At 64.6% G+C, this 23,135-nt stretch carries 20 protein-coding genes; 15 read left to right on the top strand and 5 right to left on the bottom strand.

The features are described from left to right. The first annotated feature begins 138 nt into the window (after positions 1-138). From gap to Q1L59_RS07050, 11 genes are all read left to right on the top strand, one after another. Positions 139-1,140, top strand: coding sequence for a type I glyceraldehyde-3-phosphate dehydrogenase (gap, locus tag Q1L59_RS07100; RefSeq protein WP_300330080.1), 1,002 nt, complete (start codon positions 139-141; stop codon positions 1,138-1,140). Positions 1,141-1,210: 70 nt separating this feature from the next. Further along, positions 1,211-2,650 carry a pyruvate kinase gene (gene pyk, locus Q1L59_RS07095; RefSeq protein ID WP_300330077.1) on the top strand — a complete coding sequence of 480 codons (1,440 nt, stop codon included), beginning with the start codon at positions 1,211-1,213 and terminating at the stop codon, positions 2,648-2,650. 125 nt (positions 2,651-2,775) lie between these two features. Continuing rightward, positions 2,776-3,840, top strand: a complete 1,065-nt coding sequence (fba, locus tag Q1L59_RS07090; RefSeq protein WP_300330074.1) for a class II fructose-bisphosphate aldolase — start codon at positions 2,776-2,778, stop codon at positions 3,838-3,840. A gap of 202 nt (positions 3,841-4,042) precedes the next feature. Further along, a complete protein-coding gene (locus tag Q1L59_RS07085; protein WP_300330071.1) occupies positions 4,043-4,981 on the top strand; it encodes a phosphoribosylaminoimidazolesuccinocarboxamide synthase in 939 nt (312 codons plus the stop codon). 55 nt (positions 4,982-5,036) lie between these two features. Next, positions 5,037-5,810, top strand: a complete 774-nt coding sequence (locus Q1L59_RS07080) for a DUF2189 domain-containing protein (RefSeq protein WP_300330069.1) — start codon at positions 5,037-5,039, stop codon at positions 5,808-5,810. A gap of 66 nt (positions 5,811-5,876) precedes the next feature. Continuing rightward, on the top strand, positions 5,877-7,970 hold the full coding sequence (locus tag Q1L59_RS07075) for a M3 family metallopeptidase (protein ID WP_300330066.1): 2,094 nt from the start codon (positions 5,877-5,879) through the stop codon (positions 7,968-7,970). Between the two features lie 19 nt (positions 7,971-7,989). After that, complete coding sequence (locus Q1L59_RS07070; protein WP_300330062.1) at positions 7,990-8,529, top strand: glutaredoxin family protein; 540 nt, start codon at positions 7,990-7,992, stop codon at positions 8,527-8,529. A 147-nt stretch (positions 8,530-8,676) separates the two neighbouring features. Further along, on the top strand, positions 8,677-9,528 hold the full coding sequence (locus Q1L59_RS07065) for an alpha/beta hydrolase (protein WP_300330059.1): 852 nt from the start codon (positions 8,677-8,679) through the stop codon (positions 9,526-9,528). Positions 9,529-9,726: 198 nt separating this feature from the next. After that, complete coding sequence (gene ppa / locus Q1L59_RS07060; RefSeq protein ID WP_300330056.1) at positions 9,727-10,275, top strand: inorganic diphosphatase; 549 nt, start codon at positions 9,727-9,729, stop codon at positions 10,273-10,275. A 62-nt stretch (positions 10,276-10,337) separates the two neighbouring features. Further along, complete coding sequence (locus Q1L59_RS07055) at positions 10,338-11,948, top strand: NAD+ synthase (protein WP_300330053.1); 1,611 nt, start codon at positions 10,338-10,340, stop codon at positions 11,946-11,948. 62 nt (positions 11,949-12,010) lie between these two features. Continuing rightward, on the top strand, positions 12,011-12,349 hold the full coding sequence (locus tag Q1L59_RS07050; protein WP_300330050.1) for a P-II family nitrogen regulator: 339 nt from the start codon (positions 12,011-12,013) through the stop codon (positions 12,347-12,349). A 105-nt stretch (positions 12,350-12,454) separates the two neighbouring features. On the opposite strand, the gene Q1L59_RS07045 is transcribed toward Q1L59_RS07050, so the two are convergent. Together Q1L59_RS07045 and trxB are read right to left on the bottom strand one after the other, a co-directional pair. After that, complete coding sequence (locus Q1L59_RS07045) at positions 12,455-13,018, bottom strand: Smr/MutS family protein (protein ID WP_300330047.1); 564 nt, start codon at positions 13,016-13,018, stop codon at positions 12,455-12,457. A gap of 98 nt (positions 13,019-13,116) precedes the next feature. Beyond that, the gene (trxB, locus tag Q1L59_RS07040) at positions 13,117-14,082 is read right to left on the bottom strand and encodes a thioredoxin-disulfide reductase (RefSeq protein ID WP_300330045.1); all 966 of its coding nucleotides are present in this window, start codon (positions 14,080-14,082) and stop codon (positions 13,117-13,119) included. A gap of 228 nt (positions 14,083-14,310) precedes the next feature. On the opposite strand from trxB, the gene Q1L59_RS07035 reads away from it, so the two are divergent. The 4 genes from Q1L59_RS07035 to Q1L59_RS07020 all read left to right on the top strand — a co-directional run bounded on the left by Q1L59_RS07035 (position 14,311) and on the right by Q1L59_RS07020 (position 19,106). Next, positions 14,311-15,021, top strand: a complete 711-nt coding sequence (locus Q1L59_RS07035; RefSeq protein WP_300330042.1) for a Crp/Fnr family transcriptional regulator — start codon at positions 14,311-14,313, stop codon at positions 15,019-15,021. A 34-nt stretch (positions 15,022-15,055) separates the two neighbouring features. Then, complete coding sequence (locus Q1L59_RS07030; RefSeq protein ID WP_300330087.1) at positions 15,056-17,401, top strand: DNA translocase FtsK; 2,346 nt, start codon at positions 15,056-15,058, stop codon at positions 17,399-17,401. Then, positions 17,398-18,054, top strand: coding sequence for an outer membrane lipoprotein chaperone LolA (lolA, locus tag Q1L59_RS07025; protein ID WP_300330040.1), 657 nt, complete (start codon positions 17,398-17,400; stop codon positions 18,052-18,054). Before Q1L59_RS07030 ends, lolA begins: the two co-directional genes overlap by 4 nt. 152 nt (positions 18,055-18,206) lie before the next feature. Continuing rightward, the gene (locus tag Q1L59_RS07020; protein ID WP_300330037.1) at positions 18,207-19,106 is read left to right on the top strand and encodes a recombination-associated protein RdgC; all 900 of its coding nucleotides are present in this window, start codon (positions 18,207-18,209) and stop codon (positions 19,104-19,106) included. Here the strand turns inward: Q1L59_RS07020 and Q1L59_RS07015 are convergent. From Q1L59_RS07015 to Q1L59_RS07005, 3 genes are all read right to left on the bottom strand, one after another. Beyond that, entirely contained in the window at positions 19,103-20,584 is a 1,482-nt protein-coding gene (locus tag Q1L59_RS07015; RefSeq protein ID WP_300330032.1) for an ATP-binding protein, read from the bottom strand. The two genes, Q1L59_RS07020 and Q1L59_RS07015, sit on opposite strands and share 4 nt — an antisense overlap. Positions 20,585-20,623: 39 nt before the next feature. Next, a complete protein-coding gene (locus Q1L59_RS07010; RefSeq protein ID WP_300330029.1) occupies positions 20,624-21,751 on the bottom strand; it encodes an FIST N-terminal domain-containing protein in 1,128 nt (375 codons plus the stop codon). Positions 21,752-21,864: 113 nt separating this feature from the next. Further along, a complete protein-coding gene (locus Q1L59_RS07005) occupies positions 21,865-23,127 on the bottom strand; it encodes an NnrS family protein (protein WP_300330026.1) in 1,263 nt (420 codons plus the stop codon). Positions 23,128-23,135: the final 8 nt, after the last annotated feature.

Genomic DNA, 23,135 nt, shown 5'->3' with positions numbered 1-23,135 from the left:
CGATGGCGCCACGATCGGCATCGATCGTTTTGGCGTGTCGGCTCCGGCTGGCCGCTTGTTCGACTTTTTCGGTTTCACGGTGACCGGCGTGGTCGACTGCGTGAAATCATTGTTGTAATTCTTCAAGGAGATCGTTTCATGTCAATCAAAGTTGGAATCAACGGTTTCGGGCGTATTGGTCGGATGGTTTTTCGCGCTGCTGTGCAGGACTTCGCGAACGATATCGAAGTGGTCGGCATCAACGACCTGCTCGAGCCCGACTATCTGGCCTACATGCTGAAGTACGACTCGGTGCATGGCCGCTTCAAGGGCGACATTTCGGTTGACGGCAACACGCTGGTGGTCAACGGCAAGCGCATTCGCCTGACCGCGGTCAAGGACCCGGCCGAGCTGAAGTGGGATGAAGTTGGCGCCGAAGTCGTCGTCGAATCGACCGGCCTCTTCCTGACGCTCGACACCTGCCAGAAGCACATTGCCGCCGGCGCCAAGAAAGTCATTCAGAGCGCGCCGAGCAAGGACGACACGCCGATGTTCGTTTTCGGCGTCAACCATCAGACCTACGCCGGGCAAACGATCATCTCGAATGCCTCGTGCACGACCAACTGCCTGGCCCCGGTGGCCAAGGTGCTGAACGACAACTGGGGAATCAAGCGCGGCCTGATGACCACGGTGCACGCGGCGACGGCCACCCAGAAGACGGTCGACGGTCCCTCGAACAAGGACTGGCGTGGTGGCCGCGGCATCCTCGAAAACATTATCCCGTCGTCGACCGGCGCCGCCAAGGCGGTGGGCAAGGTCATCCCCGAGCTGAACAAGAAGCTGACCGGCATGGCCTTCCGCGTTCCGACGTCGGACGTTTCGGTCGTCGATCTGACCTGCGAACTGAGCAATGAAGCGACCTACGACGCCATCTGCGCCGCCATGAAGGCAGCCTCGGAAGGCCCGATGAAGGGCGTTCTCGGCTACACCAACGAAAAGGTCGTGGCGACCGACTTCCGCGACGAGAGCTGCACCTCGGTCTTCGACGCCGAAGCTGGAATGGCGCTCGACGGTACGTTCATCAAGGTCGTCGCCTGGTACGACAATGAATGGGGCTATTCCTGCAAGGTGCTGGAAATGGTCAAGGTGATGGCTGGCTGATAAGCCGGCGCAGGGCACCTCCGGGTGCCCTGCCGGAAGCGCCCTGCCAGGCAGGAACAGTAGGAGAAACATGTCGCGAGATACCAAGATCGTCGCCACGCTCGGCCCAGCGTCGTCCAACGCCGAAGTTCTGGAGCGTATGATCCGCGCCGGCGTCAATGTCGTGCGCCTCAACTTCTCTCATGGCAAACCCGAGGAACACATCGGGCGTGCCCAACTCGTGCGTGAAGCGGCGGCACGCGTCGGACGCCCGGTCGGCATTCTGGCCGACCTGCAGGGCCCGAAAATCCGCGTCGGCAAATTCGCTGAAGGCAAGAGCTGGCTCGAGAACGGCTCGCGCTTCATCCTCGACGCCAACTGTGAGCTGGGCAACAGCGAGCGCGTCGGTCTCGACTACAAGGACCTGACACGCGACGTCTCCAGCGGCAGCGTGCTGCTGCTCGACGACGGGCGGATCGTCCTCGACGTCGAGCGCGTGGCCGGCTCGGAGATCTTCACCATCGTCCGCCACGGCGGCGCCTTGTCCGACAACAAGGGAATCAACCGCCAGGGCGGCGGCCTCTCGGCACCCGCGCTGACCGCCAAGGACATGGAAGACATCCGGACGGCGGCGGCGATGGAGGTCGATTTCGTCGCCGTCTCGTTTCCCAAGAGCGCGGCCGACATGTACATGGCCAAGCAACTGATCCACGCGGCGGGTGGGCGGGCGCACACGATCGCCAAGATCGAACGCGTCGAAGCGGTCGCCGCGCTGGAAGAGATCATTGGCGCCTCCGACGGCATCATGGTCGCGCGCGGTGATCTTGCCGTCGAGGTCGGAGACGCCGCAGTGCCCGCGCTGCAGAAGCGAATGATCCGACTGGCGCGCGAAAAGAACCGGCTGGCGATCACCGCGACGCAGATGATGGAGTCGATGATCAACTCACCGACACCAACCCGGGCCGAGGTCTCCGATGTCGCCAATGCCGTCCTCGACGGCACCGACGCGGTCATGCTGTCGGCCGAAACCGCCTCAGGTCGGTATCCGGTGGAAACGGTCGAGGCGATGTCGCGCATCTGCCTGGAAGCCGAGAAATCAGCCGAAGTCACGCTCGACAGCGAGTTTCTCAATCAGGTATTCACGCGTATCGATCAGACGATTTCGCTGGCCGCGATCTGGACGGCGCATCACCTCAAGGTGAAGGCGATCGCCGCACTGACCGAATCCGGCGCGACAGCGCTCTGGATGAGCCGCCTGAACTGCGGTGTGCCGGTGTACGCGCTCACCCCGCGGCCGGAAGCGGTGACCAAGATGAGCCTCTATCGCGCGGTCTTCCCGCTGTTCATGACGCAGCGACCGGCGACACGCGATGAGCTGCTCTACGACGCGGAACGTCTGCTGATGAACGAGGGGATCGTTGGCAAAGGCGATTTCATCGTCCTCTCCGCCGGCGAGCCGATGGGTACCAGCGGCGGAACCAACACGCTGAAGATCGTTCGGGTCGGCGACCAGCAGTACGCGCCCGGCTGACGAAATACCCTGAGCGATGGCTTCGATCGTTCCCCAGGTCGTTCGATCAGCAGGAAAAACTGTCGGAACCGGCGCCGGCCGGCTTCCCTATTCAGGCAACTAAGCAACCACTGGAGAAAGCAATCATGCCAATTGTATCTATGCGTCAATTACTCGACCATGCCGCGGCCAATGGCTATGGTCTGCCCGCATTCAACGTCAATAACATGGAACAAGTGTGGGCGATCATGGAAGCCGCCGCTGAGGTCGATGCTCCGGTAATCATGCAGGCTTCCGCCGGCGCGCGTAAATACGCCGGCGAGCCCTTCCTGCGGCATCAGATTCTCGCCGCGCTGGAAGCCTATCCGCACATTCCTATCGTCATGCACCAGGACCATGGCCAATCGCCGGCAGTGTGCATGGCAGCGATTCGCTCGGGCTTCTCGTCAGTGATGATGGACGGTTCGCTGATGGCTGATGGCAAGTCGGTCGCCACCTACGAATACAACGTCGAAACGACGAGCAAAGTGGTTGAATTCGCGCACGCCATCGGCGTTTCGGTTGAGGGCGAACTCGGCGTTCTGGGCTCGCTGGAAACGATGCGCGGCGACAAGGAAGACGGCCACGGCGCGGAAGGGACGATGACCCGCGAGCAACTCCTGACCGATGTCGAACAGGCAGCCGACTTTGTCAAGCAGACGCAGTGCGACGCGCTGGCGATCGCCATCGGTACCTCGCACGGTGCCTACAAGTTCACCAAGAAGCCGACCGGCGACATTCTGGCGATCGACCGCATCAAGGAAATCCACGAGCGCATCCCGAACTGCCACCTGGTCATGCACGGTTCGTCGTCGGTGCCGCAGGAACTGCTCGCCGAGATTCGCGAGTTCGGCGGCGACATGAAGGAAACCTACGGCGTGCCCGTGGAAGAAATCGTCACCGGGATCAAGCACGGTGTGCGCAAAGTCAACATCGACACCGACATCCGGCTCGCGATGACCGGCGCCATCCGCCGCTACTTCGCCGAGAATCCGGCCAAGTTCGACCCGCGCGACTACCTGAAGCCGGCGCGTGAAGCGGCCAAGAAGATCTGTCAGGCGCGCTTCGAGGCCTTTGGTACGGCTGGCCAGGCGAGCAAGATCAAGGTGATCCCGCTCGAAAAGATGGCTGAGCGCTACAAGAGCGGCGAGTTGAGCCAGACCGTTCGCTAGGCCTGGGCAAATCAGGGCCGCGCCGCTCTTGATGAGCGGCGCGGCTTTTTTTCGTTCCGGCTGGCGGCTCGAGCGGGTAGCCGTGTGCGCCGCCGCCTGACGACGAGCGGCACCAGCGCAGCGTCGGGCGCTGGCGATCTGCCCTATAATCCGTGCCCTCACCGCCTCTCGTCGAACCGTCGGCCTGACCTGGATCACCAACGTGTCTGAACCTCTCTTTCAATCGACCCTGCGCAGCCTGCCGTTGCTCGGCCGAGGCAAGGTGCGCGACATCTACGCGGTTGCCGACGACAAACTGCTGATCGTCACCAGCGACCGGCTTTCCGCCTTCGATGTCGTGTTGCCCGACCCGATCCCGGACAAGGGCAAGGTGCTCACCCGCCTGGCCAGCTTCTGGTTCAGCCGTCTGGCCGGCATCGTGGCCAACCAGTTGACCGGAACCGACCCGGAAACCGTCGTCGCCAACGACGAGCGCGATCAGGTACGTGGGCGCTCGCTGGTCGTCAGGCGACTGCGCCCGCTGCCAATCGAAGCCGTCGTGCGCGGCTATCTGATCGGTTCCGGCTGGCAGGACTACCAGCGCACCGGCAGTGTTTGTGGCCTCGCGCTGCCGGCCGGCCTGCAGCTCGCCAGCCGCCTGCCCGAACCGCTGTTTACTCCAGCAACCAAGGCGGCGATCGGCGCGCACGACGAGAACATTTCCTTCGCCCAGGCGCAGGCCGCGTGCGCAGAAGAGCTGGCCGACGTGCTCGCCGCAAGCGGTCGCAGCGGGGCGGCGGTCGGCGAGGAAGCGCGGACCGCCGCCCTCGCGCTCTACCGCAGCGCGGCCGACTACGCAGCCGCGCGCGGGATCATCATCGCCGACACCAAGTTCGAGTTCGGCCTCGATGCTGCCGGCAAGTTGCATCTGATCGACGAAGCGCTGACCCCCGATTCGTCGCGATTCTGGCCGGCCGAGGCCTATCGCGCGGGAAGCAATCCACCCTCCTACGACAAGCAGTTCGTGCGCGATTATCTCGAAACGCTTGCCTGGGACAAGCGCGCACCCGGGCCCAGCCTGCCGGCCGAGGTCATCGCGCGCACACGCGCCAAGTACGTCGAGGCGTGCGAGCACCTGACCGGCGAGCCGTTCGCCGTCTGAGCCATCGCATGCCGGCCAACTGCCCTTGCCGACTTCCTTTCAGCCAGGAGATTGCATGAGTCAGCCGCTTCCTCCGCCGAGTCCTGCCGCAACGCTGCCGGGCATTCGCCAGGTGGCGCTGAGCCGTCCCTTTGCCTGGCTGGCCGCCGGCTGGCGTGACTTGCTCGCCAATCCGATTGCCAGTCTGGCTTACGGCCTACTCTTTGCGATCGCCGGCGATCTGATCACGATCTTCGCCTGGCGCAACGGACACGTCTTCATTGCCGCAACCTCCGGCTTCTTTCTCGTCGCGCCGCTGCTTTCCGGCGGTCTGTACGAAATCAGCCGGCGACGCGAGTCCGGTCAGTCGTCGACCTTCTTCAGCTCGCTCGCCGGTGGCCGCCGAAACCGGGTGGAACTGCTCAAGCTCGGTCTCCTGCTCGGCGCCGTCGGTTTGCTCTGGGAACGCCTGTCGACCGGCCTCTTCCATCTGCTTGCGCCCGACCTGACGCCCGACCTGCTCAAGCTGCTCGCGGTAGTGCATACCAGCAGCGAGCATCGCGACCTCCTGCTCATCTGGCTGCTCAGCGGCGGAACGCTGGCGCTGCTGATCTTCTCGGTGACGGTTGTTTCAGTGCCGCTGTTGCTCGACCGTCCGCTCGGGCTGCTCGTCGCCTTGCGCACCAGCCTGCGCAGCGTCGACGCCAACCTGCTCCTGATGATTCTCTGGGGAGCGATCATCGTCGTCCTTACCGCGCTCGGCTTCCTGACCCTGTTCTTCGGGCTGATCGTCCTCATGCCGCTGATTGGGCACGCTTCCTGGCACGCTTACCGTGAGCTGGTCGAATGACTTTCCTGCCACCCTCGCCTCTCGCCACGCTGACGCCAGCCGGCCGCAGGCCGTAAGGAAACCTGAATGACTTCCTGCACACTCGCCGACAATCCACTGCTCGACTTTTCCGATCTGCCACGCTTCGATCGCGTTCGCCCGGACGATGTCGAACCGGCGATCACTCACCTGCTGGGTGAAGCGCGCAAGCTGATCGTGAGGCTGACCGACGACGACCTGGCCGCCACCTGGTCATCGTTCGCCGAACCACTGACCGACGGTCTGGAACCGCTCGCGCGCGCCTGGGGAATCGTCGGCCATCTGCACGCGGTCAACGACATCCCCGCCTGGCGTGAGGCTTACAACCGCATGTTGCCCGAGGTTGCCCGCTTCTACGCCGAGCTCGGGCAGAATTTCAAGCTTTTCGCAAAGTACAGGGCGATCGCCGCCAGCCGCGAGTTCGCCCAACTGTCGACCGCCCGGCAACGCATCGTCGAGCACGAACTGCGCGATTTTCGCCTGGCCGGCGCCGAACTTGCGGACGAGCTGAAACCGCGCTTTCAGGCAATCAGCGAGGAACTGGCCAGCCTGGCAGCGAAGTTCTCGGAAAACCTGCTCGACGCAACCAATGCCTTCAGCGAACGGGTGAGCGACGAAGGCGAGCTTGCCGGCTTGCCGGAAGACGTACGGCAGGCGGCGCGCGCGGCCGCCGAGCGAGACGGCAAGGGCGGCTGGAAGTTCACGCTGCACATGCCGTCGTACCTGCCGGTGATGCAGTACGCCGACAGTCGGCGGCTGCGCGCAGCGCTCTATCGCGCCTTTGCCACGCGCGCGTCGGAGTTCGGCCCCCCCGAACTGGACAACACTCAGCTCATCCGACGTATTCTCGAATTGCGCCGGGAAGAGGCGCAGTTGCTCGGCTACGCCAACTTCGCCGAGGTTTCGCTGGTTCCCAAGATGGCGGACTCGGTTGCGCAAGTCCTTGCCTTCCTGCGCGATCTGGCCGGCAAAGCGCGTCCTTTTGCCGAGCGCGATGTCGCCGAGCTGCGCGCCTTCGCGCGCACCGAGCTCGGCCTGGCAACGCTGGAAGCCTGGGATGTCGCCTACGCTTCGGAAAAGCTGCTGCAGCAGCGCTATGCCTTCTCGGAGCACGAGGTCAAGCAGTACTTCACCGAGGACAAGGTACTGGCCGGCCTTTTTCGCGTCATCGAAACGCTCTTCAGCGTTCGCCTGAAGCCCGACCATGCGCCGCTGTGGCACGACGATGTCCGCTTCTTCCGCATCGAGACGCCGACCGGCGATCTGATCGGCCGCTTCTACCTCGACCTCTATGCGCGCGAGACCAAGCGTGGCGGCGCCTGGATGGACGAAGCGGTCAGCCGCCGACGGGCGCGCGCCGAGTTCCGCGCGGCGACTCCCGACGGAATCCAGAAGCCGGTAGCCTATCTGAACTGCAACTTCGCGCGACCCCTGGTCGACAACGACGGAAAGCTGCGGCCCGCCACTTTCACGCACGACGAAGTCATCACGCTGTTTCACGAAACCGGGCACGGTGTGCACCACCTGTTGACCCGCGTCGACGATCTGCCAGTCGCCGGCATTCATGGCGTCGAGTGGGATGCAGTCGAATTGCCCTCGCAATTCATGGAAAACTATTGCTGGGAATGGAGCGTTCTGCCGGAAATGACGGCGCACGTCGACACCGGAGAAGCGCTTCCGCGCGCGCTGTTCGACAAGATGCTGGCGGCGCGCAACTTCCAGAGCGGCATGCAGACGCTGCGCCAGGTCGAGTTTGCCCTCTTCGACCTGCTGCTGCACAGCACTTTCGACCCGGCCGGCGAACGAAGCGTGCTCGATCTCCTGAACGAGGTGCGGCGCGAAGTGGCGGTCATCGTTCCCCCCGAGTGGCATCGCTTTCCGCATAGCTTTTCGCACATCTTTGCCGGCGGCTACGCGGCCGGCTACTACAGTTACAAATGGGCAGAAGTGCTTTCCGCCGATTGTTACAGCGCTTTCGAGGAAGCGGGCAGCGCCTTCGACCGGACGACCGGCGAGCGCTTCTTGAACGAGATTCTGGCGGTCGGCGGCAGCCGACCGGCGATCGACAGCTTCCTGGCCTTCCGCGGCCGCGCGCCGACGGTCGACGCGCTGCTGCGACGAAGCGGAATGATCGCCGCCTGACTTACCGGGAGTTTCCATCATGTGGTGCGCCGACTCTTTCCGACGGGCGGCTCTGTTCCTCAGCCTCCTGCTCGCAGCGACGACCGTCAACGGCCAGACGACCTACCGCTGGATCGATGCGAAGACGGGCCGTACGGTGATTTCCGACCACCCGCCGCCGGCCGACGCACGCCAGGTGACGATCTACAAGGGCCAAGGCTCGAGTGGCGAAAGCGCCGAGAAACCGGCGCCCGCGCCCTTGTCCTACGCGGCGCGCCAGGCGAGCGAGAAGTTTCCCGTCGTGCTGTACACCGCGGCCGAATGCGACGAGTGCCGCGCGGCGCGCGACTTGCTCACTCGGCGTGGCATCCCGTTCACCGAAAAACTCCTCCGCAGCCAGGCAGAATTCGCCGAAGTCAACCAGCAGTTGGGCGGCAGGTCGCTCTTGCCCAGCCTGGTGGTCGGCCGCAAGAACCTGCGCGGTTTCGCCAGCGGCGATTGGAACGAACTCCTCGATCTCGCCGGTTACCCGGCAAGTACCGCTTACGGCAGCGGGCCGGGAACACCGAGAGCTGAGTAAGCGCGAGCGGTGGGCGGCGCGCGACACGGACATTTGCGCGGAATCTGACCGCCGGCAGCGCTGCGCCAGGTGCGTGATGCTTCCGAAACTCAGGCAACTCCGGGCTGTCTGGTCGGTTATAATCAAAGCCCATTCTGGAGACTCATCATGGCTCGACGCCGCATCCACACCCTGCAGCGCGCACCGGCAGCGCGCTCCCCGCACCCGCCGCTGCTTTTCATCCATGGCGGCTACGTCGACGCCCGCTGTTGGGACGTTCATTTCCTGCCATTCTTCGCCGCTCGAGGCTACGAGTGTCACGCGCTCGACCTGAGCGGACACGGCCAGAGCGAGGGAGGAAGTGAACTCGATACCCTGAGCCTGGACGACTACCTTGTCGATGTGCTGCAGGTGATCGAGCAGCTCGATCGCAAGCCGATCGTCGTTGGCCATTCAATGGGCGCATTTCTCGCCGAACGCGTACTCGAGGAATCGCGCGCTGAAGCCGGGGTCCTGATGTCACCGGTGCCGCCCGGCGGCACCCTGGAATCGGCGATCCGGCTCTTTTTCCAGCACCCGCAGTTTCTCGGCGCAGTGTTCCAGATGAGCAAGGGGATTTTTGACACTGCGGCGCTGCGCCTGATCAAACAGGTCTACTTTTCGCCTGACACGAGCGACCAGGTGCTGGGCGAATTCACCCGCTTGGTGCAACCCGAATCGCTGCGCGCCATTTGCGATCTGTCGCTGCTTTTCTGGCGCTGGCCGCCACGCACGCCAGCCCTGCCGGTGCTCGTCGTCGGTGGCGAAGCCGACGCGGTTTTCCCATCCTACATGACCGAGCGCGTCGCCCGTCGCTGGCGTGGCGAGTTGCGCATCGTTCCCGGCGCCGGGCACGCCATGATCGTCGATCAGCAGTGGGAAAGCTGCGCGGCGCCGGTCTTGGCGTGGCTGCAGCAACTCACGCCCCAGCCCGTGCAGCCGACCAGCGAAAGCGCACCCGCACTCGCCTGCCCCGCCTGAGAACGCAGGCAGCTACCGAAGCCAGGGCGAGGAGCCGTGCCCGCCGCTGGGCCATGGCAAGCTGCTCGCGCCGTCGTGCGCCGACCGTCAACGACCTCGTCTGGCCAGATTTCGGCCCCCCGCAACGCCCGCCAAAGCAAACGTCGTCGCGCCCTGGCGTATAATCCACTGTCTTCCATCTGTTGAGAGATCATTATCATGGGTCTGGATCGTGTGCCCGCCGGCAAAGCGCTACCGAACGACTTCAACGTCATCATCGAGATTCCAATGCACGCCGATCCGGTGAAGTACGAAGTAGACAAGGACAGCGGGGCCGTCTTCGTCGATCGTTTCATGTCGACCGCGATGCACTATCCGTGCAACTACGGCTATATCCCGCACACCATCGCCGGCGATGACGATCCGGTGGACGTGCTCGTGATCACCCAGTTTGCCCTGCCGCCGGGCGTCGTCGTGCGTTGCCGGCCGATTGGCCTGCTGGCGATGGAAGACGAATCGGGACAGGACGGCAAGGTGCTCGCGGTACCCGTCGACAGCCTGACGCCGATGTATCGCGATGTCGAGACACCGCGCGATTTCCCTCAGGTCGTGCTTGATCAGATCGCGCATTTCTTCGCGCACTACAAGGATCTCGAACGCGGCAAGTTCGTCAAGGTCAGCGGCTGGCTGGGCAGCGAAGAAGCCAAGAAAGAGATTCTCGACGGCGTCGAGCGCTACGCGACCGCGAAGGACAAGCCCGCCTTCTGAGCGCCACGCGGGTCGCCCCCTCGCCGACGGTCTGCACGTCCCGCTTGCCGGTTGCTGCCGCCATGCCCCTGAAGATCGCCATCGCCCAGATCAATGCGACCGTCGGCGACCTCGCCGGAAATGCGGCGCGCATCCTGGACTTCGCCGAACGCGCCCAGCAGCAGGGCGCCGACCTGCTGCTCACGCCCGAGCTAGCGCTTTCCGGCTACCCGCCGGAAGACCTGCTGCTCCGTAACGACTTCTACGCTGCCTGCACCGGCGAGCTGAACAGCTTGGCCAGCCGTCTGCCGGGAATCTCCGTCCTTGTCGGCCACCCCGAGAAACGCGCCGGCAAGTGCTACAACGCGGCGACCTTGCTCAGTGGCGGCGAGCGCCGTGGCACTTACCACAAGCAGCGACTGCCAAGCTACGAGGTTTTCGACGAAGAGCGTTACTTCGAGTCGGGAAGCGGGCCCTGCGTGCTGACGATCAACGGTGTGCGTTGCGGCATCAACATTTGCGCCGACGTCTGGGAAGCTGGCGCCGCCGACCGTGCGCGGGCCGCCGGGGCGGAAATCCTGCTCGTGCTCAATGCCTCGCCCTACCACATCGGCAAACGCGAACGGCGCACCGCAGTTCTGCGCGCACGCGTCGCCAGCACCGGCTTGCCAATGGTCTACGCCAATCTGGCCGGGGGTCAGGACGAACTTGTCTTCGACGGCGGATCGTTCGCCCTCGACTCACGCGGCGAGCTGTGCCGCCAGTTGCCGCAGTTCGCCGAGGATCTCGGCCTGGTCGAATTCGCCGACGGCGATCTGATCGCCGGCGAGATCGCCGAAGCGCCGTGCCGGGAAGCCGAGGTCTACCAGGCACTCGTCCTTGGCGTGCGCGACTATCTCGGCAAAAACGGTTTTCCCGGCGCGATCATCGGCCTCTCAGGCGGTATCGACTCGGCGCTCACTTTGTGCATCGCAGTCGATGCGCTGGGCGCCGACAAGGTGCGCGCAGTCATGATGCCCTCGCCCTACACGGCCGAACTCAGCCTCTCCGAGTCACGCGAGATGGTCCGCCTGCTCGGCGTGCGCTACGACGAGATTCCGATCGAAGCGGCAATGACGACCTTCGCCGCTCTCCTTGAGGCGCAGTTCGCCGGCCTTGCGGCCGACACCACCGAAGAGAATCTGCAGGCGCGAATCCGCGGCACGATTCTGATGGCCCTGTCCAACAAGACCGGGTCGCTCGTCCTGACGACCGGCAACAAATCGGAAATGGCGGTCGGCTACTGCACGCTCTACGGCGACATGGCCGGCGGCTTCGCGGTGATCAAGGACATCGTCAAGACGCTGGTCTACCGCCTGGCGCGCTGGCGCAACACGCGCTCGTACGTGATTCCCGAGAAGATCATCACCCGCCCACCGTCGGCCGAGTTGAAGCCGGGGCAGACCGATCAGGACAGCCTGCCGCCCTACGCTATCCTCGATGACATCGTCGAGGCCTACATGGTCAAGGAGCTCAGCCCGCGCGAGATCATCGCCCAAGGTCATTCGCCGGCCGACGTGCGGCGCGTCGTGCACCTGTTGAAGATCAGCGAATACAAGCGGCGCCAGGCGCCCGTCGGCATCCGCGTCACGCAGCGTGGTTTCGGCAAGGACTGGCGTTATCCGATCACCAATCGCTACCGCGACCCGTACTGAGCGTGGGCGCCTCGCCCGATTTCTGATACGATTTCCCGACGACCTTCCACGGAGACATGACCATGAAAAAAATCGAAGCGATCATCAAACCGTTCAAGCTTGACGAAGTGCGTGAGGCGCTTTCGGAAATCGGCGTCACCGGGTTGACGGTGACCGAGGTCAAGGGTTTCGGGCGCCAAAAGGGGCATACCGAACTCTATCGCGGTGCCGAGTATGTGGTCGATTTTCTGCCCAAGGTCAAGATCGAGATCGTTGTCAGCGATAGCGGCGTAGATCCCGCGATCGACGCGATTGTCAAGGCGGCGCGCACGGGCAAGATCGGCGACGGCAAGATCTTCGTCAGCACGATTGACCAGGTCGTCCGCATTCGTACCGGCGAACTCGATGAAGCGGCGATCTGACGCCGCAGTCACTGGCGGCAAGGCGATCTGCGCCTTGTCCGCGTAAGGCCGCCCGCTCGCGACGCCCGCCGGGCGAGCGCACCGGCGCCAGGATATCGCCAACACCTAGCGCGGTTTTCCGCTCCCCTTGAGCAGAACCCACAGCGCACCGTCGCCGCCGTCGCTCGGCGGCGCGTGACAGAAAGCCAGCACATCCCGGCAGCGACCCAGCCAGCTCTTGACCAGGCGGCGCAGGATTGCCTCGCGCCCCGGCGAGCCGTGCCCACGGCCATGGACGATGCGCAGGCAGCGCTTGCCGGCGAGCAGCGAATCGCTGAGAAAGGCGGTCACCTCAGCGTGCGCCTGATGGCGGTTCATGCCGTGCAGGTCGAGGTGATCCTGGATGGACCAGCGCCCACGCCGCAAGTCGCGCAGGATCGCGCGCGGCAGACCGGGGCGAAGAAACGAGTCGGCACCACCCAGGTCGAGCCAGTCGTCGACCGCCAGCGGCGCATGCAGCGCTTCACCGAGCACGGCGGCTTCGTCGATTTCGCGCTGTCGCGGACGCGGGCTCGGCTTCGGCGGGTCGAAGACGACGCGCCCTTCCCGGCGCAACGGCGTAGCGCCGTCGACAGCGGCGAGAAAAGCCGCCAAGTCGTCGGCGCTGGGCTCTGACCGTCGCCTGTTCATGCCGGGCACCGGGATCTGCGTGCAGTCAGCTCGTCGCGCAAACCGGCTCGCGCGGCGGCGCAGCCGGATGTTGCCGGCCGCCGCCGCGCAACCGACCATCAGCCGCTCAAACCAAGGCCGTCGAGGTAGCGCTCGGCGTCGAGCGCCGCCATGCAGCCGCTGGCGGCCGAGGTGCACGCCTGGCGGTAGATGTGGTCCTGCACGTCGCCGGCAGCGAAGACGCCGGGAACCGACGTCGCCGTCGCGTTGCCATGCCGCCCGCCCTGGGTGATCAGGTAACCGCCGTCCATCGCCAACTGGCCGATGAACAGGTCGGTGTTCGGTTTGTGGCCAATGGCGATGAAGACACCGAGCATGGGAATGTCTTCGAGCTTGCCGCTCAACTTGTCCTGCAAGCGAATTCCGGTCACCCCCGACTGATCGCCGAGGATCTCTTGCAGCGTAGAGTTCCAGCGAATCGTAACCTTGCCTGCTTGCTCGCGGGCAAACAGCTTGTCGTGCAGGATTTTCTCGCCGCGCAGTTTGTCGCGCCGGTGGACGAGCGTGACGTGGCTCGCAATGTTGGCCAGGTAAAGCGCCTCCTCGACCGCCGTATTGCCACCGCCGATGACGGCCACCGGCTGGTTGCGATAGAAGAAGCCATCGCAGGTGGCGCAGGCGGAAACGCCCCGCCCGGCAAACGCTTCTTCCGATGGCAAGCCGAGGTACTGCGCCGAAGCACCGGTGGCAATGATCAGCGCATCGCAGGTGTAGGTCGCGCTATCGCCGATCAGGACAAAAGGCCGTTCGCCGACCTGCGCCGTGTGGATGTGATCGAAAATGATTTCGCTCTCGAAGCGGCGGGCGTGTTGCTCGAAGCGCTGCATCAGTTCCGGCCCTTGTACACCGTGCACGTCGCCCGGCCAGTTGTCGACGTCGGTCGTCGTCATCAACTGCCCGCCCTGCGCCATACCGGTGACCAAGACCGGCTGCAGGTTGGCACGCGCCGCGTAAACGGCGGCGGTATAGCCGGCCGGACCCGAACCGAGAATCAACAGACGGCAGTGGCGGGGGGTTGAGCTCATTCTGAATTGCTCCCTCGAAATGACGTGGGTAACTGGGCAACTGCGGCGTGATGGGGCGTCGAACAGCCGGTCGGCGAACCGCCGGCAGCGTAACGCTCGATTGTAAGCGACGGCTGCCCGGTGGCAAAGTGCGCGCCGGCGCCGGTTTTTCTCGCAGATCTGAGAAGTGCATTATAATTGCGGCGCAAACCCTTGATAGCACTCACATCAACTAATGAGAGAATGCCAATGAACACGCAGGTCGAGCAGCCCAGGAGAGGACCAAGCCTGATATTGCTGCACAGCATTCCGATTTTCGCCGGAGTTCCGGATTCCCAGCTCGAACAGATTGCCAAGGTCGCTTTCCACCGCCGCGTGACGCGCCTGACGACGATCGTGCGCGCTGGCGACAGCACCGACTCGCTCTATGTGCTGATCAGCGGCGGAGCCAAGGTTCTGAACAGCGACGAAGAGGGGCGCGAGGTCATCCTCACGCTGCTCGGCCCGGGGGAATTCTTTGGCGAAATGGGCCTGATCGACGGCAGCCCGCGCTCGGCCGATGTCGTCGCCACCGAAACCTGCGAGTTGCTGGTGATTACCAAGAACGACTTCAAACGCTGTCTGGCCGAGAACTTCGATCTTTGCCTGAACATCATGAAGAGTCTCGTCCAGCGCCTGCGCGAAGCCGACCGCAACATCGAGAGCCTGGCCCTGCTCGACGTCTACGGGCGGGTCGCCAAACTGCTGATCGACTTTTCCGAAGACGAGCGCGGTCGGCGCGTGATCAAACGCCGCCTGACCAAGCAGGACATCGCCAAGATGATCGGCGCCTCGCGCGAAATGGTCAGCCGGGTGATGAAGGACCTTGAAAACCGCGGTTATTTCCGCGTCGAGGAAGGCCGCATCATTCTCACCGACAAGGATGCGCCGATGCCCAGCGCGCCTGGCCGGCAAAGCTGATCCTCTGGTGAACCCGCCTGCTGCGCTCCCACTGATGGCCTTGTTGAACAGACTTACCGGTAGAGGGGGTTCGAGCTCGCGCGCCGCGAGCAACCCCCTGCCGGAAAAAATCGCGCTTCTGCTGCAGGAATCGCGCTGGCTGATCCTGATCGTCATCGCCGGTTTTCTGGCGCTTTCGCTCTCGGGCTACCACCGGTCCGATCCCGGCTGGTCGCATGCCGTGCATGCGCTGACGCTGCACAACCCGGCAGGCCGTAGCGGCGCCTGGCTGGCCGATCTGCTGTTGGCCGTTTTCGGTCTCTCGGCGTGGTGGTGGATCGTCCTCCTGCTCGCTTTCGTCTGGTGGGGTTACCGCAGCCTGGATAGCCGGCAGCCCGCCGACCGCCGCCCCCTTTTGATCGCGCTGAGCGGCTTCCTCGTCCTCCTCCTGGCCAGCAGCGGGCTCGAAACGCTGCGTTTCTACACGCATACGGCGCCGTTGCCGGTTGGCCCCGGCGGGATCGTCGGGATCGAGATCGGCGCCTTCACCGTTCGCCATCTCGGTTACACGGGCGCCACGCTGACCCTGTTCGCTCTGCTCGTTCTCGGCTGGAGCATCTTCACCGGGATGTCGTGGATCAGCGCTGCCGAACGCTGTGGAACGCTGCTCGAACAAGGCGTCTTCGCCCTGCGCGACCTGCTCGATCGCTGGCGCGACCGACGCATCGGGCGGGAAATCGCGCGCGAGCGCGAAGCGGTCGTCGAGGTCGAAAAGCGACGCGTCGAGACGCATGAACCGGTGCTCATCGAAACACCGCCCGAGGTCAGCGCTCCCCCACCCTTGCCGCCGAAGGTCGAAAAGCGCATCGAACGCGAACGCCAGGCCGTCCTCTTTCCGGAAGCGGTCGTCGGCGGCATGTTGCCACCGCTGCACTTGCTCGAACCGGCACCACCGCATGCCGACAGCGTCAGTCACGAGACGCTGGAGTACACCTCGCGCCTGATCGAGCGCAAACTCGCCGATTTCGGCGTCCAGGTTACGGTCACCGCGGCCTACCCCGGCCCGGTGGTCACGCGCTACGAAATCGAACCCGCAGTCGGCGTCAAGGGGGCGCAGATTCTCAATCTGGCCAAGGATCTGGCGCGCTCGCTGTCACTCGTCTCGGTGCGCGTCGTCGAGACCGTCCCGGGCAAGTCTTCGATGGCGCTCGAACTGCCGAATCCGAAACGGCAGACCGTTCGCCTGCTCGAAATCATTTCCAGCCGGCAGTACAGTGATCTCAACGCACCGCTGGCGATGACCCTCGGCAAGGACATCGGCGGCCAGCCGGTGGTCGTCGATCTGGCCCGGATGCCGCACCTGCTCGTCGCCGGGACGACCGGCTCGGGCAAGTCGGTCGGCATCAACGCGATGATCCTCTCGCTGCTCTACAAGTCCGAGCCCGACCTGGTGCGGCTCATCCTGGTCGACCCGAAGATGCTTGAACTGTCGATCTACGAGGGCATCCCGCACCTGCTGGCGCCGGTCGTCGTCGACATGAAGCAGGCGAGCAACGCGCTCAACTGGTGCGTCGCCGAGATGGAAAAGCGCTACAAGCTGATGTCCGCCATGGGCGTGCGCAACGTCTCCGGTTTCAACCATCGCGTGCGTGAAGCCGAAAAAGCCGGCGAAAAGATCGCCAATCCGCTTTCACTGACCCCTGAAACGCCGGAACCGCTGACGGTTCTGCCCTACATCGTCGTCGTCATCGACGAACTGGCCGATCTGATGATGGTTTCCGGCAAGACGGTCGAGCAGTTGATCGCCCGCCTGGCGCAGAAAGCGCGCGCCTCGGGGATCCACCTGATTCTCGCCACGCAGCGGCCTTCGGTTGACGTGATCACCGGCCTGATCAAGGCGAATATCCCGACGCGCATCTCGTTTCAGGTTTCGTCGAAGATCGATTCGCGCACGATTCTCGACCAGATGGGCGCCGAAGCGCTGCTTGGCCAGGGCGACATGCTTTTCCTGGCGCCAGGTACCGGCTATCCGACGCGCGTGCACGGCGCTTTCGTCGCCGATGACGAAGTTCATCGCGTCGTCGACTATCTGAAGAAGGTCGGTACGCCGAACTATGTCGACGGCGTGCTCAGCGGTGGCAGCGATGAAGGCAGCGCGAGTGCTGGCGGCGGCGAAGGCGGTGGCGGCGAGACCGACGGCGAGGCCGATCCCGTGTACGACCAAGCAGTCGAAGTCGTTCTGAAGAACCGCCGGGCGTCGATCTCGCTCGTTCAGCGCCATCTGCGCATAGGCTACAACCGTTCCGCCCGCCTGCTCGAGGCGATGGAGAAGGCTGGACTCGTTTCCGCGATGGACCCGCGCGGCGGGCGTGAAGTCATCGCCCGCAAGGAAGACGAATGAGCCGCAAGCCGCCTTGCCTGGCCGGCGTCCTGTTCGCGGCGCTGCTCAGTGGCCCGCACACTGCGCACGCGGGGACGATCGACGACCTGCATCGCTTCCTGAGTGGCACGCGCACGCTGCGCGCGGACTTCGCGCAGACCGTCGTCGCGCGTAACGGTCGCAACGTACAGACGGCAAGCGGCGTGATGATGATCGCGCGTCCCGGCAAGTTTCGCTGGCAGATCGAACAACCGTACAGCCAATTGCTGGTTGGCGACGGCGAGAAGGTCTGGATGCACGATCCAGAGCTGCGCCAGGTGACGGTGCGCAAGGTCGGCGCGGCGCTCGGCGGCAGCCCGGCGGCTTTGCTCGCCGGCGACAACACGATCGAGAAGAATTTCAACCTGCGCGAAGAGGACAAACTCGGCGAGACGCGATCGCGCGAGGCCAGCGACGGCATCGCCTGGCTGGAAGCACGGCCGAAGACGGCGGAGAGCGGATTCGAGAAAATCCGCCTGGGTTTCGCGGCGCACGAGCTGAAGATGATGGAACTGCACGACAGCCTCGGCCAGACGACGAAACTCAGCTTCAGCCGCATCGAGCGCAACCCGCGCTTGCCACCCACCCTCTTCCGCTTCGTTCCGCCGGCCGACGCCGACCTTGTCGGCGAATGAAGCGGCGCGCCCAAGCTTGCGCTGGCGCCCGCCGCCAGCGGCTTTCAGCGGCTGCCGCCATTTCACTTCCCAACCGCCTGATCAAGGCTTAGCGAGCCTCGGCCAAGCCGCATCCTTCGATCCGTTTTCCCGTCTGTCTGGAGTCCCGCCGCATGTGGTTCAAGAACCTTAGCCTCTACCGTCTGCCGAAAAACTGTGCTGTCGAAGCCGAACAACTTGCTGAACAGCTCGCCCGCCGCACGCTACAGGCGTGCGCTGCAACCGACCCGCGTAGCCTCGGCTGGCAGCCACCAGGGCCTGATGGCAGCTTGCTCTACACGGCAGAGCGGCAATTCCTGCTGGCTCTCGGAGCCGAGGAAAAGCTGCTGCCGACGTCGGTCGTCAAGCGCTTCGCCGCCGACAAAGTCAAGGCGATCGAGGAAAACGAAGGGCGCCGCGTCGGTCGCCGTGAACTGCGCGAGATCCTCGAGGAGACGACGCTGACCCTGCTGCCGCGCGCCTTCGTCCGCCAACGGACGACCTACGGCTGGATCGACCCGGTCAATGGCTGGCTGGTTGTCGACTGCGCCTCGCCGGCAAAGGCGGACGAGTTCCTTGAACTTCTGCACAAGAGCGTCGAGGGCTTGCCCGCCAAGCTGCTCAAGGTGATGCTCTCCCCTTCAGCGGCGATGACCGCCTGGGTCGCCGCTGGCGAAGCGCCGCCCGGCTTCACGCTCGACCAGGACCTCGAATTGCGCTCGCCGGAAAAGGCGATCGTACGCTACGCCCATCACCCGCTGGAAGGCGAGGAAATTGGCCGCCACATCGCCGGCGGCAAGGTCGTCACTCGCCTGGCAATGACCTGGAACGACCGTATCTCGTTCATCCTCGACGATAACCTGCAGCTCAAGCGGCTGAGTTTCCTCGATCTGCTGAAAGATGAGGCGGAGGGCCAGGGCGAGAACGAAGACGAACGCTTCGCCATCGACTTCACTCTGATGACTGGCGAGGTCGCGCGCTTGCTCGACGACCTGCTCGCTGCGCTCGGCGGCGAAGCCAAGTCAGCCGCCTAATTTCCCTGACGCGCGGTGGCGCCGGCCGCCGGCAGGAGCCAGCGGCGCAACAGCGTAGCCAGTTGTGTCTGCGAATACGGCTTGCTCAGATAGTCGTCCATGCCGGCCTCGATGCATTGCTGGCGGTCGTCCTCGAGCGCGTTGGCGGTCAGCGCGATCACCGGCACGCGCTCGCTGCCATCGACCTCGCGCTGGCGCAGCCGCCGAGTCGCCTCGTAGCCATCGAGCACCGGCATCTGGCAATCCATCAGGACGATGTCGAAACGTTGCACGGCCGCCAGCAGCAAGGCCTCCTGGCCGTTGCGAGCGAGTTCGACGGTCATGCCGAGCGCCGCGAGCATCGCCTCGGCAACCACCTGGTTGATCGGATTGTCCTCAACCAGCAAGACACGTCCGCGCAGCGGGTTCGCCGACTCTCCGCCGCCGGTGGATCGGACAGCACCGATCGTCTGGTCAGCGACCGCTGCGTTGGCATTTTCCGCTGCCGCCAAGCTGCTCACGCGCTTGTCTTCCCGAGCGAGCTCGGGCAGCACGAGATCGACGGTAAAACGGCTGCCAACACCAAGCTCGCTTTCCACGCCTATCGTTCCGCCCATCAGTTCGACCAGGCGCCGGCAAATCGCCAGGCCGAGGCCGGTGCCACCAAACTGCCGGGTGGTCGAACCATCCGCCTGGGCAAAGTGTTCGAATATCTTGTCGCGCACCGCCGCCGGAATCCCGACGCCCGTATCCTCAACGCTGAAAGCGAAGCGGCGCCGGCCCGCCGCCGCTTCGCCGACCGACGCGCGTACGGTGACGCTGCCGGCACGAGTGAACTTGATTGCGTTGTTGAGCAGGTTGAGCAGCACCTGGCGCAGGCGGAACGGGTCGCCGCGCAGGCGCACGGCGTCGTGGGCCGGCGACAGCGCGCAGGACAAGGCCAGCCCTTGTTCGGCCGCTGGCTGCGCGAACATGGCGACCGCTTCGCTGACCAGATCAGCCGGTGAGAACGGTACGGCTTCGAGTTCCAGGCGCCCCGCCTCGACCTTCGAAAAGTCCAGAATGTCGTTGATGATCCCGAGCAGATGGCGACCCGAGCTGAACACCGACTCGGCATAACGGCGCTGTACCGGATCGAGGCGCGTACCAAGCAGCAATTCAGTCATGCCCAGCACGCCATTCATCGGCGTTCTGATCTCATGACTCATTGTCGCCAGAAACTCGCTTTTCGCCTGGCTTGCCGCCTCGGCCGCGCGCTGCGCCCGATTCGCCGTGTCGATCAGCCGATGCAACTCGGCATTGACGCGCTCGAGCTCGCGTACCTGCGCATCGACGCTGCGCTGCAAGGTGATGTTACGCTCGAAGAGCGAATACGAACTGCCGCTGTCATTGACGCTGCGCTCGACGCGCTCCATCAGGACCCGGTTGATCTTGCGCTGCATGGCGAGTTCGCGCTCGAGCGCCGCGAGGCGTTTCGGCAGATCGGCTGCGTCGGTCATTGCGCCAGCCCGCGTGCGCCCTGCAGCCGATGACCAGCGCTACTCGCCAAGTGCAATCCCGGTCAGCGTCTGATTGACGTGGATGCCGTTGACCTGCTCGCCGTAGGTCGAGAAGCCGACGAAGTCTACGTCCTTCAGAACCTCGCCGGCCGCCTCGACGAGTTCTTTCTGCTGCAGCTCGAGCCGGCGCAGGATACAGTCGCAACCGAGAACCAGTTTCATCGTCGGCAACTCATGGCGTAAGCGGGCGAGCGTCTCGGCCAGACTCTCGACGAGCTCCTTGCCGCGGCCGACGGTCAGCACCAGACCATTGTCGATCGCGCAATAGAAGGTCAGGCTGCCGTCCGGATTGACTTTCTGGATCGAGCGAACATAGTACTCGCCGCCGATCTTCAGCATCACCGGGTAAGCAGCAAAGATTTGCGGATTCAGCTCCGAAATGTCCAGACCGACTGCACGTGCGTATTCTTCGGCTGCCGGGCCGCCGTTGATCTCGGTCACCGTACGTGACGCGCAATCACTCTCCGTGATCACCAGCCGCGTGTCGGTCGGAGCGAAGTGCTGCGTCTGAAAGAGAACGAAGGGCAGCGTCGTTTCGAATAGCGTCAACACCGCCGCGTTGCTGCGGAACTGGCCGTCGAAGAGGACGTGGGTGCGCGTGAACGAGAGATCGTCGCCGGCCGATCCGCCGAACAGCGGTACGCCGGCAAGCGCCCGGTGCAGCGTCGCAACCACCTGCTCCTCGAGCATCGACAGGCCATCGACGAGGAGCAGACTGAACATCCGGCGGGTGTCGAAATCATCACTCAGCCTGAGCTCGGCGTGCAGTTCACCGGCCAGTTGCTCGCCCTCGACCAAACCGAAGGAATCGAGTGGCGCGATCAGCCTCGGATGCACGAAAAGATTCGGCGATGCCAGGCTGACACCGACCATTCCGCCGGCGGTATAGCCCCCCGAGTTGATCTCGCCGGCCGTCGTGCAACCAATCACCGGGCAGCCGAACGCGCCGCGCAGCGCATCCTCGACCGCCGCCAGGTCGTAGCGCGCAGAAACGAAGAGAATGACCAGACTGGCATCGGTCTGCTCGAGCGCGCGCCGCACCTCGGCAACCGCCTGCGCGGCATCGCTGCGGCTGGAAATAGCGCGCTTCACGGACAACATCGACATGGTTTAATTGCCCTCCGGTGCCTGAACGTAGGCACCAATCACGAAATCGGCGACGAGAGGAACAGTATATTGGCCGCCCTCGCAGGGGGTCAAGGCGCCTGCCGCCGGCCGGCTCAGCCTGGCCGGCCGTCAACCCGCGGTCGGCTGAGAATCGGCCAGAAGCGCACCGTGAACAAAGCGAAAGCGCTGCTCCAGAAGAGGGCTGACAGGGTCAGGCTGGTGCCGTACGCCCCCGGCAGTACGAGCGGCAGGAAGACGCGGACGAGCGCCGCGAGCTGGATCAGGAGGTAGGCCGCCAGTTCGGCGCGCCCGGCAAGCAGCGGCCGCCCGCTGTGCCCACGCGCCGTGCGCGTCATCATGCCAAGCGTCATGCCGCCGATGGCGCCGATGGTCAGGGCGTGCGTCGCCAGGTTGGCCGGAAAGAGATCGACGGCCGCTGCTCCGCGCAAGGCCAGATGAATGACCAGCCAAGCGTAGGAGACGTGCAGAATCCACAGGATGGGCAGTGCGCGCGTGCGCAGCGGGCGCCAGCGCGCCAGACGCAGCGCGTGCACGCCGGCGGCGAGCAGCGCCAGAACGCCGGTAACAAGCGCCGACGGCACAGCGGGAAGCAGCGTCGCCAAAGCGTCGACGGCGAACAGCGCAATCAACACGCCGAGTGCGCTGCGCTCGAGCGCTTCGACGCGCGTCGCGCCGGCGCCGAGAACGGCGTTGTTGGTGAACATCGGCACGACGCGTCCGGCGATAATCGCGATGATCAACCCGACGAGATCGAGGCCGAGCGTGCTTGCCAGCGGGGCGAGAGCGCTGCTGCCACGCCCGGCGCCGATCAGCAGCGTCGCGCCGGCCAGACCGAGCAGCGCCACCAGGCCGATGAAAAAGTAGTTGCGCCGGTTGGCGCTGGCGATCATCGGCCGCGCAATACCGATTGCCACGGCAACGGCGAAGAGCAGGTCGAACGCGGCCGCCAGCTCGATCCACGGTGTCAACACGCAGACGCGGGCCGCCAGCCAGAGCGCGCAGACCAGCGCCAACGCGCCGCCTGACGGCGTCGGCCGGTTCGTCCAGTTGCGCACGGCGGTAAACAGGAAGCCGGCGATCACAGCGAAGGCATAGCCGAAGATCATCTCGTGCGCGTGCCAGACGCTGCCGGCCAGCGCCCCGAGCGCCGGCAGTGCGCCGCCGTGCACAGCAACCCAGAGCGGCACGGCAAGCGCCGCGTATGCTCCGGCGAGCAGATAGAACGGCCGGAAACCGAGCGCGAGCAGCGGCCAGCCGGCTGCCGGTGCCGGTGCCGGTGCCGTCGCCGAGGCCGGCGCCGAAGCCGCCGCGCCGGGGCCAGCAGCGTCATGAGAAGCAGGAAAGCTCGGTTTCATCGGCGTGC

It is taken from the genome of Accumulibacter sp. (genome assembly GCF_029255125.1).
Classification (GTDB): Bacteria; Pseudomonadota; Gammaproteobacteria; order Burkholderiales; family Rhodocyclaceae; genus Accumulibacter.
Note: the sequence above shows the minus strand (reverse complement) of the source record. Positions and strands in the feature narration are given on the sequence as shown.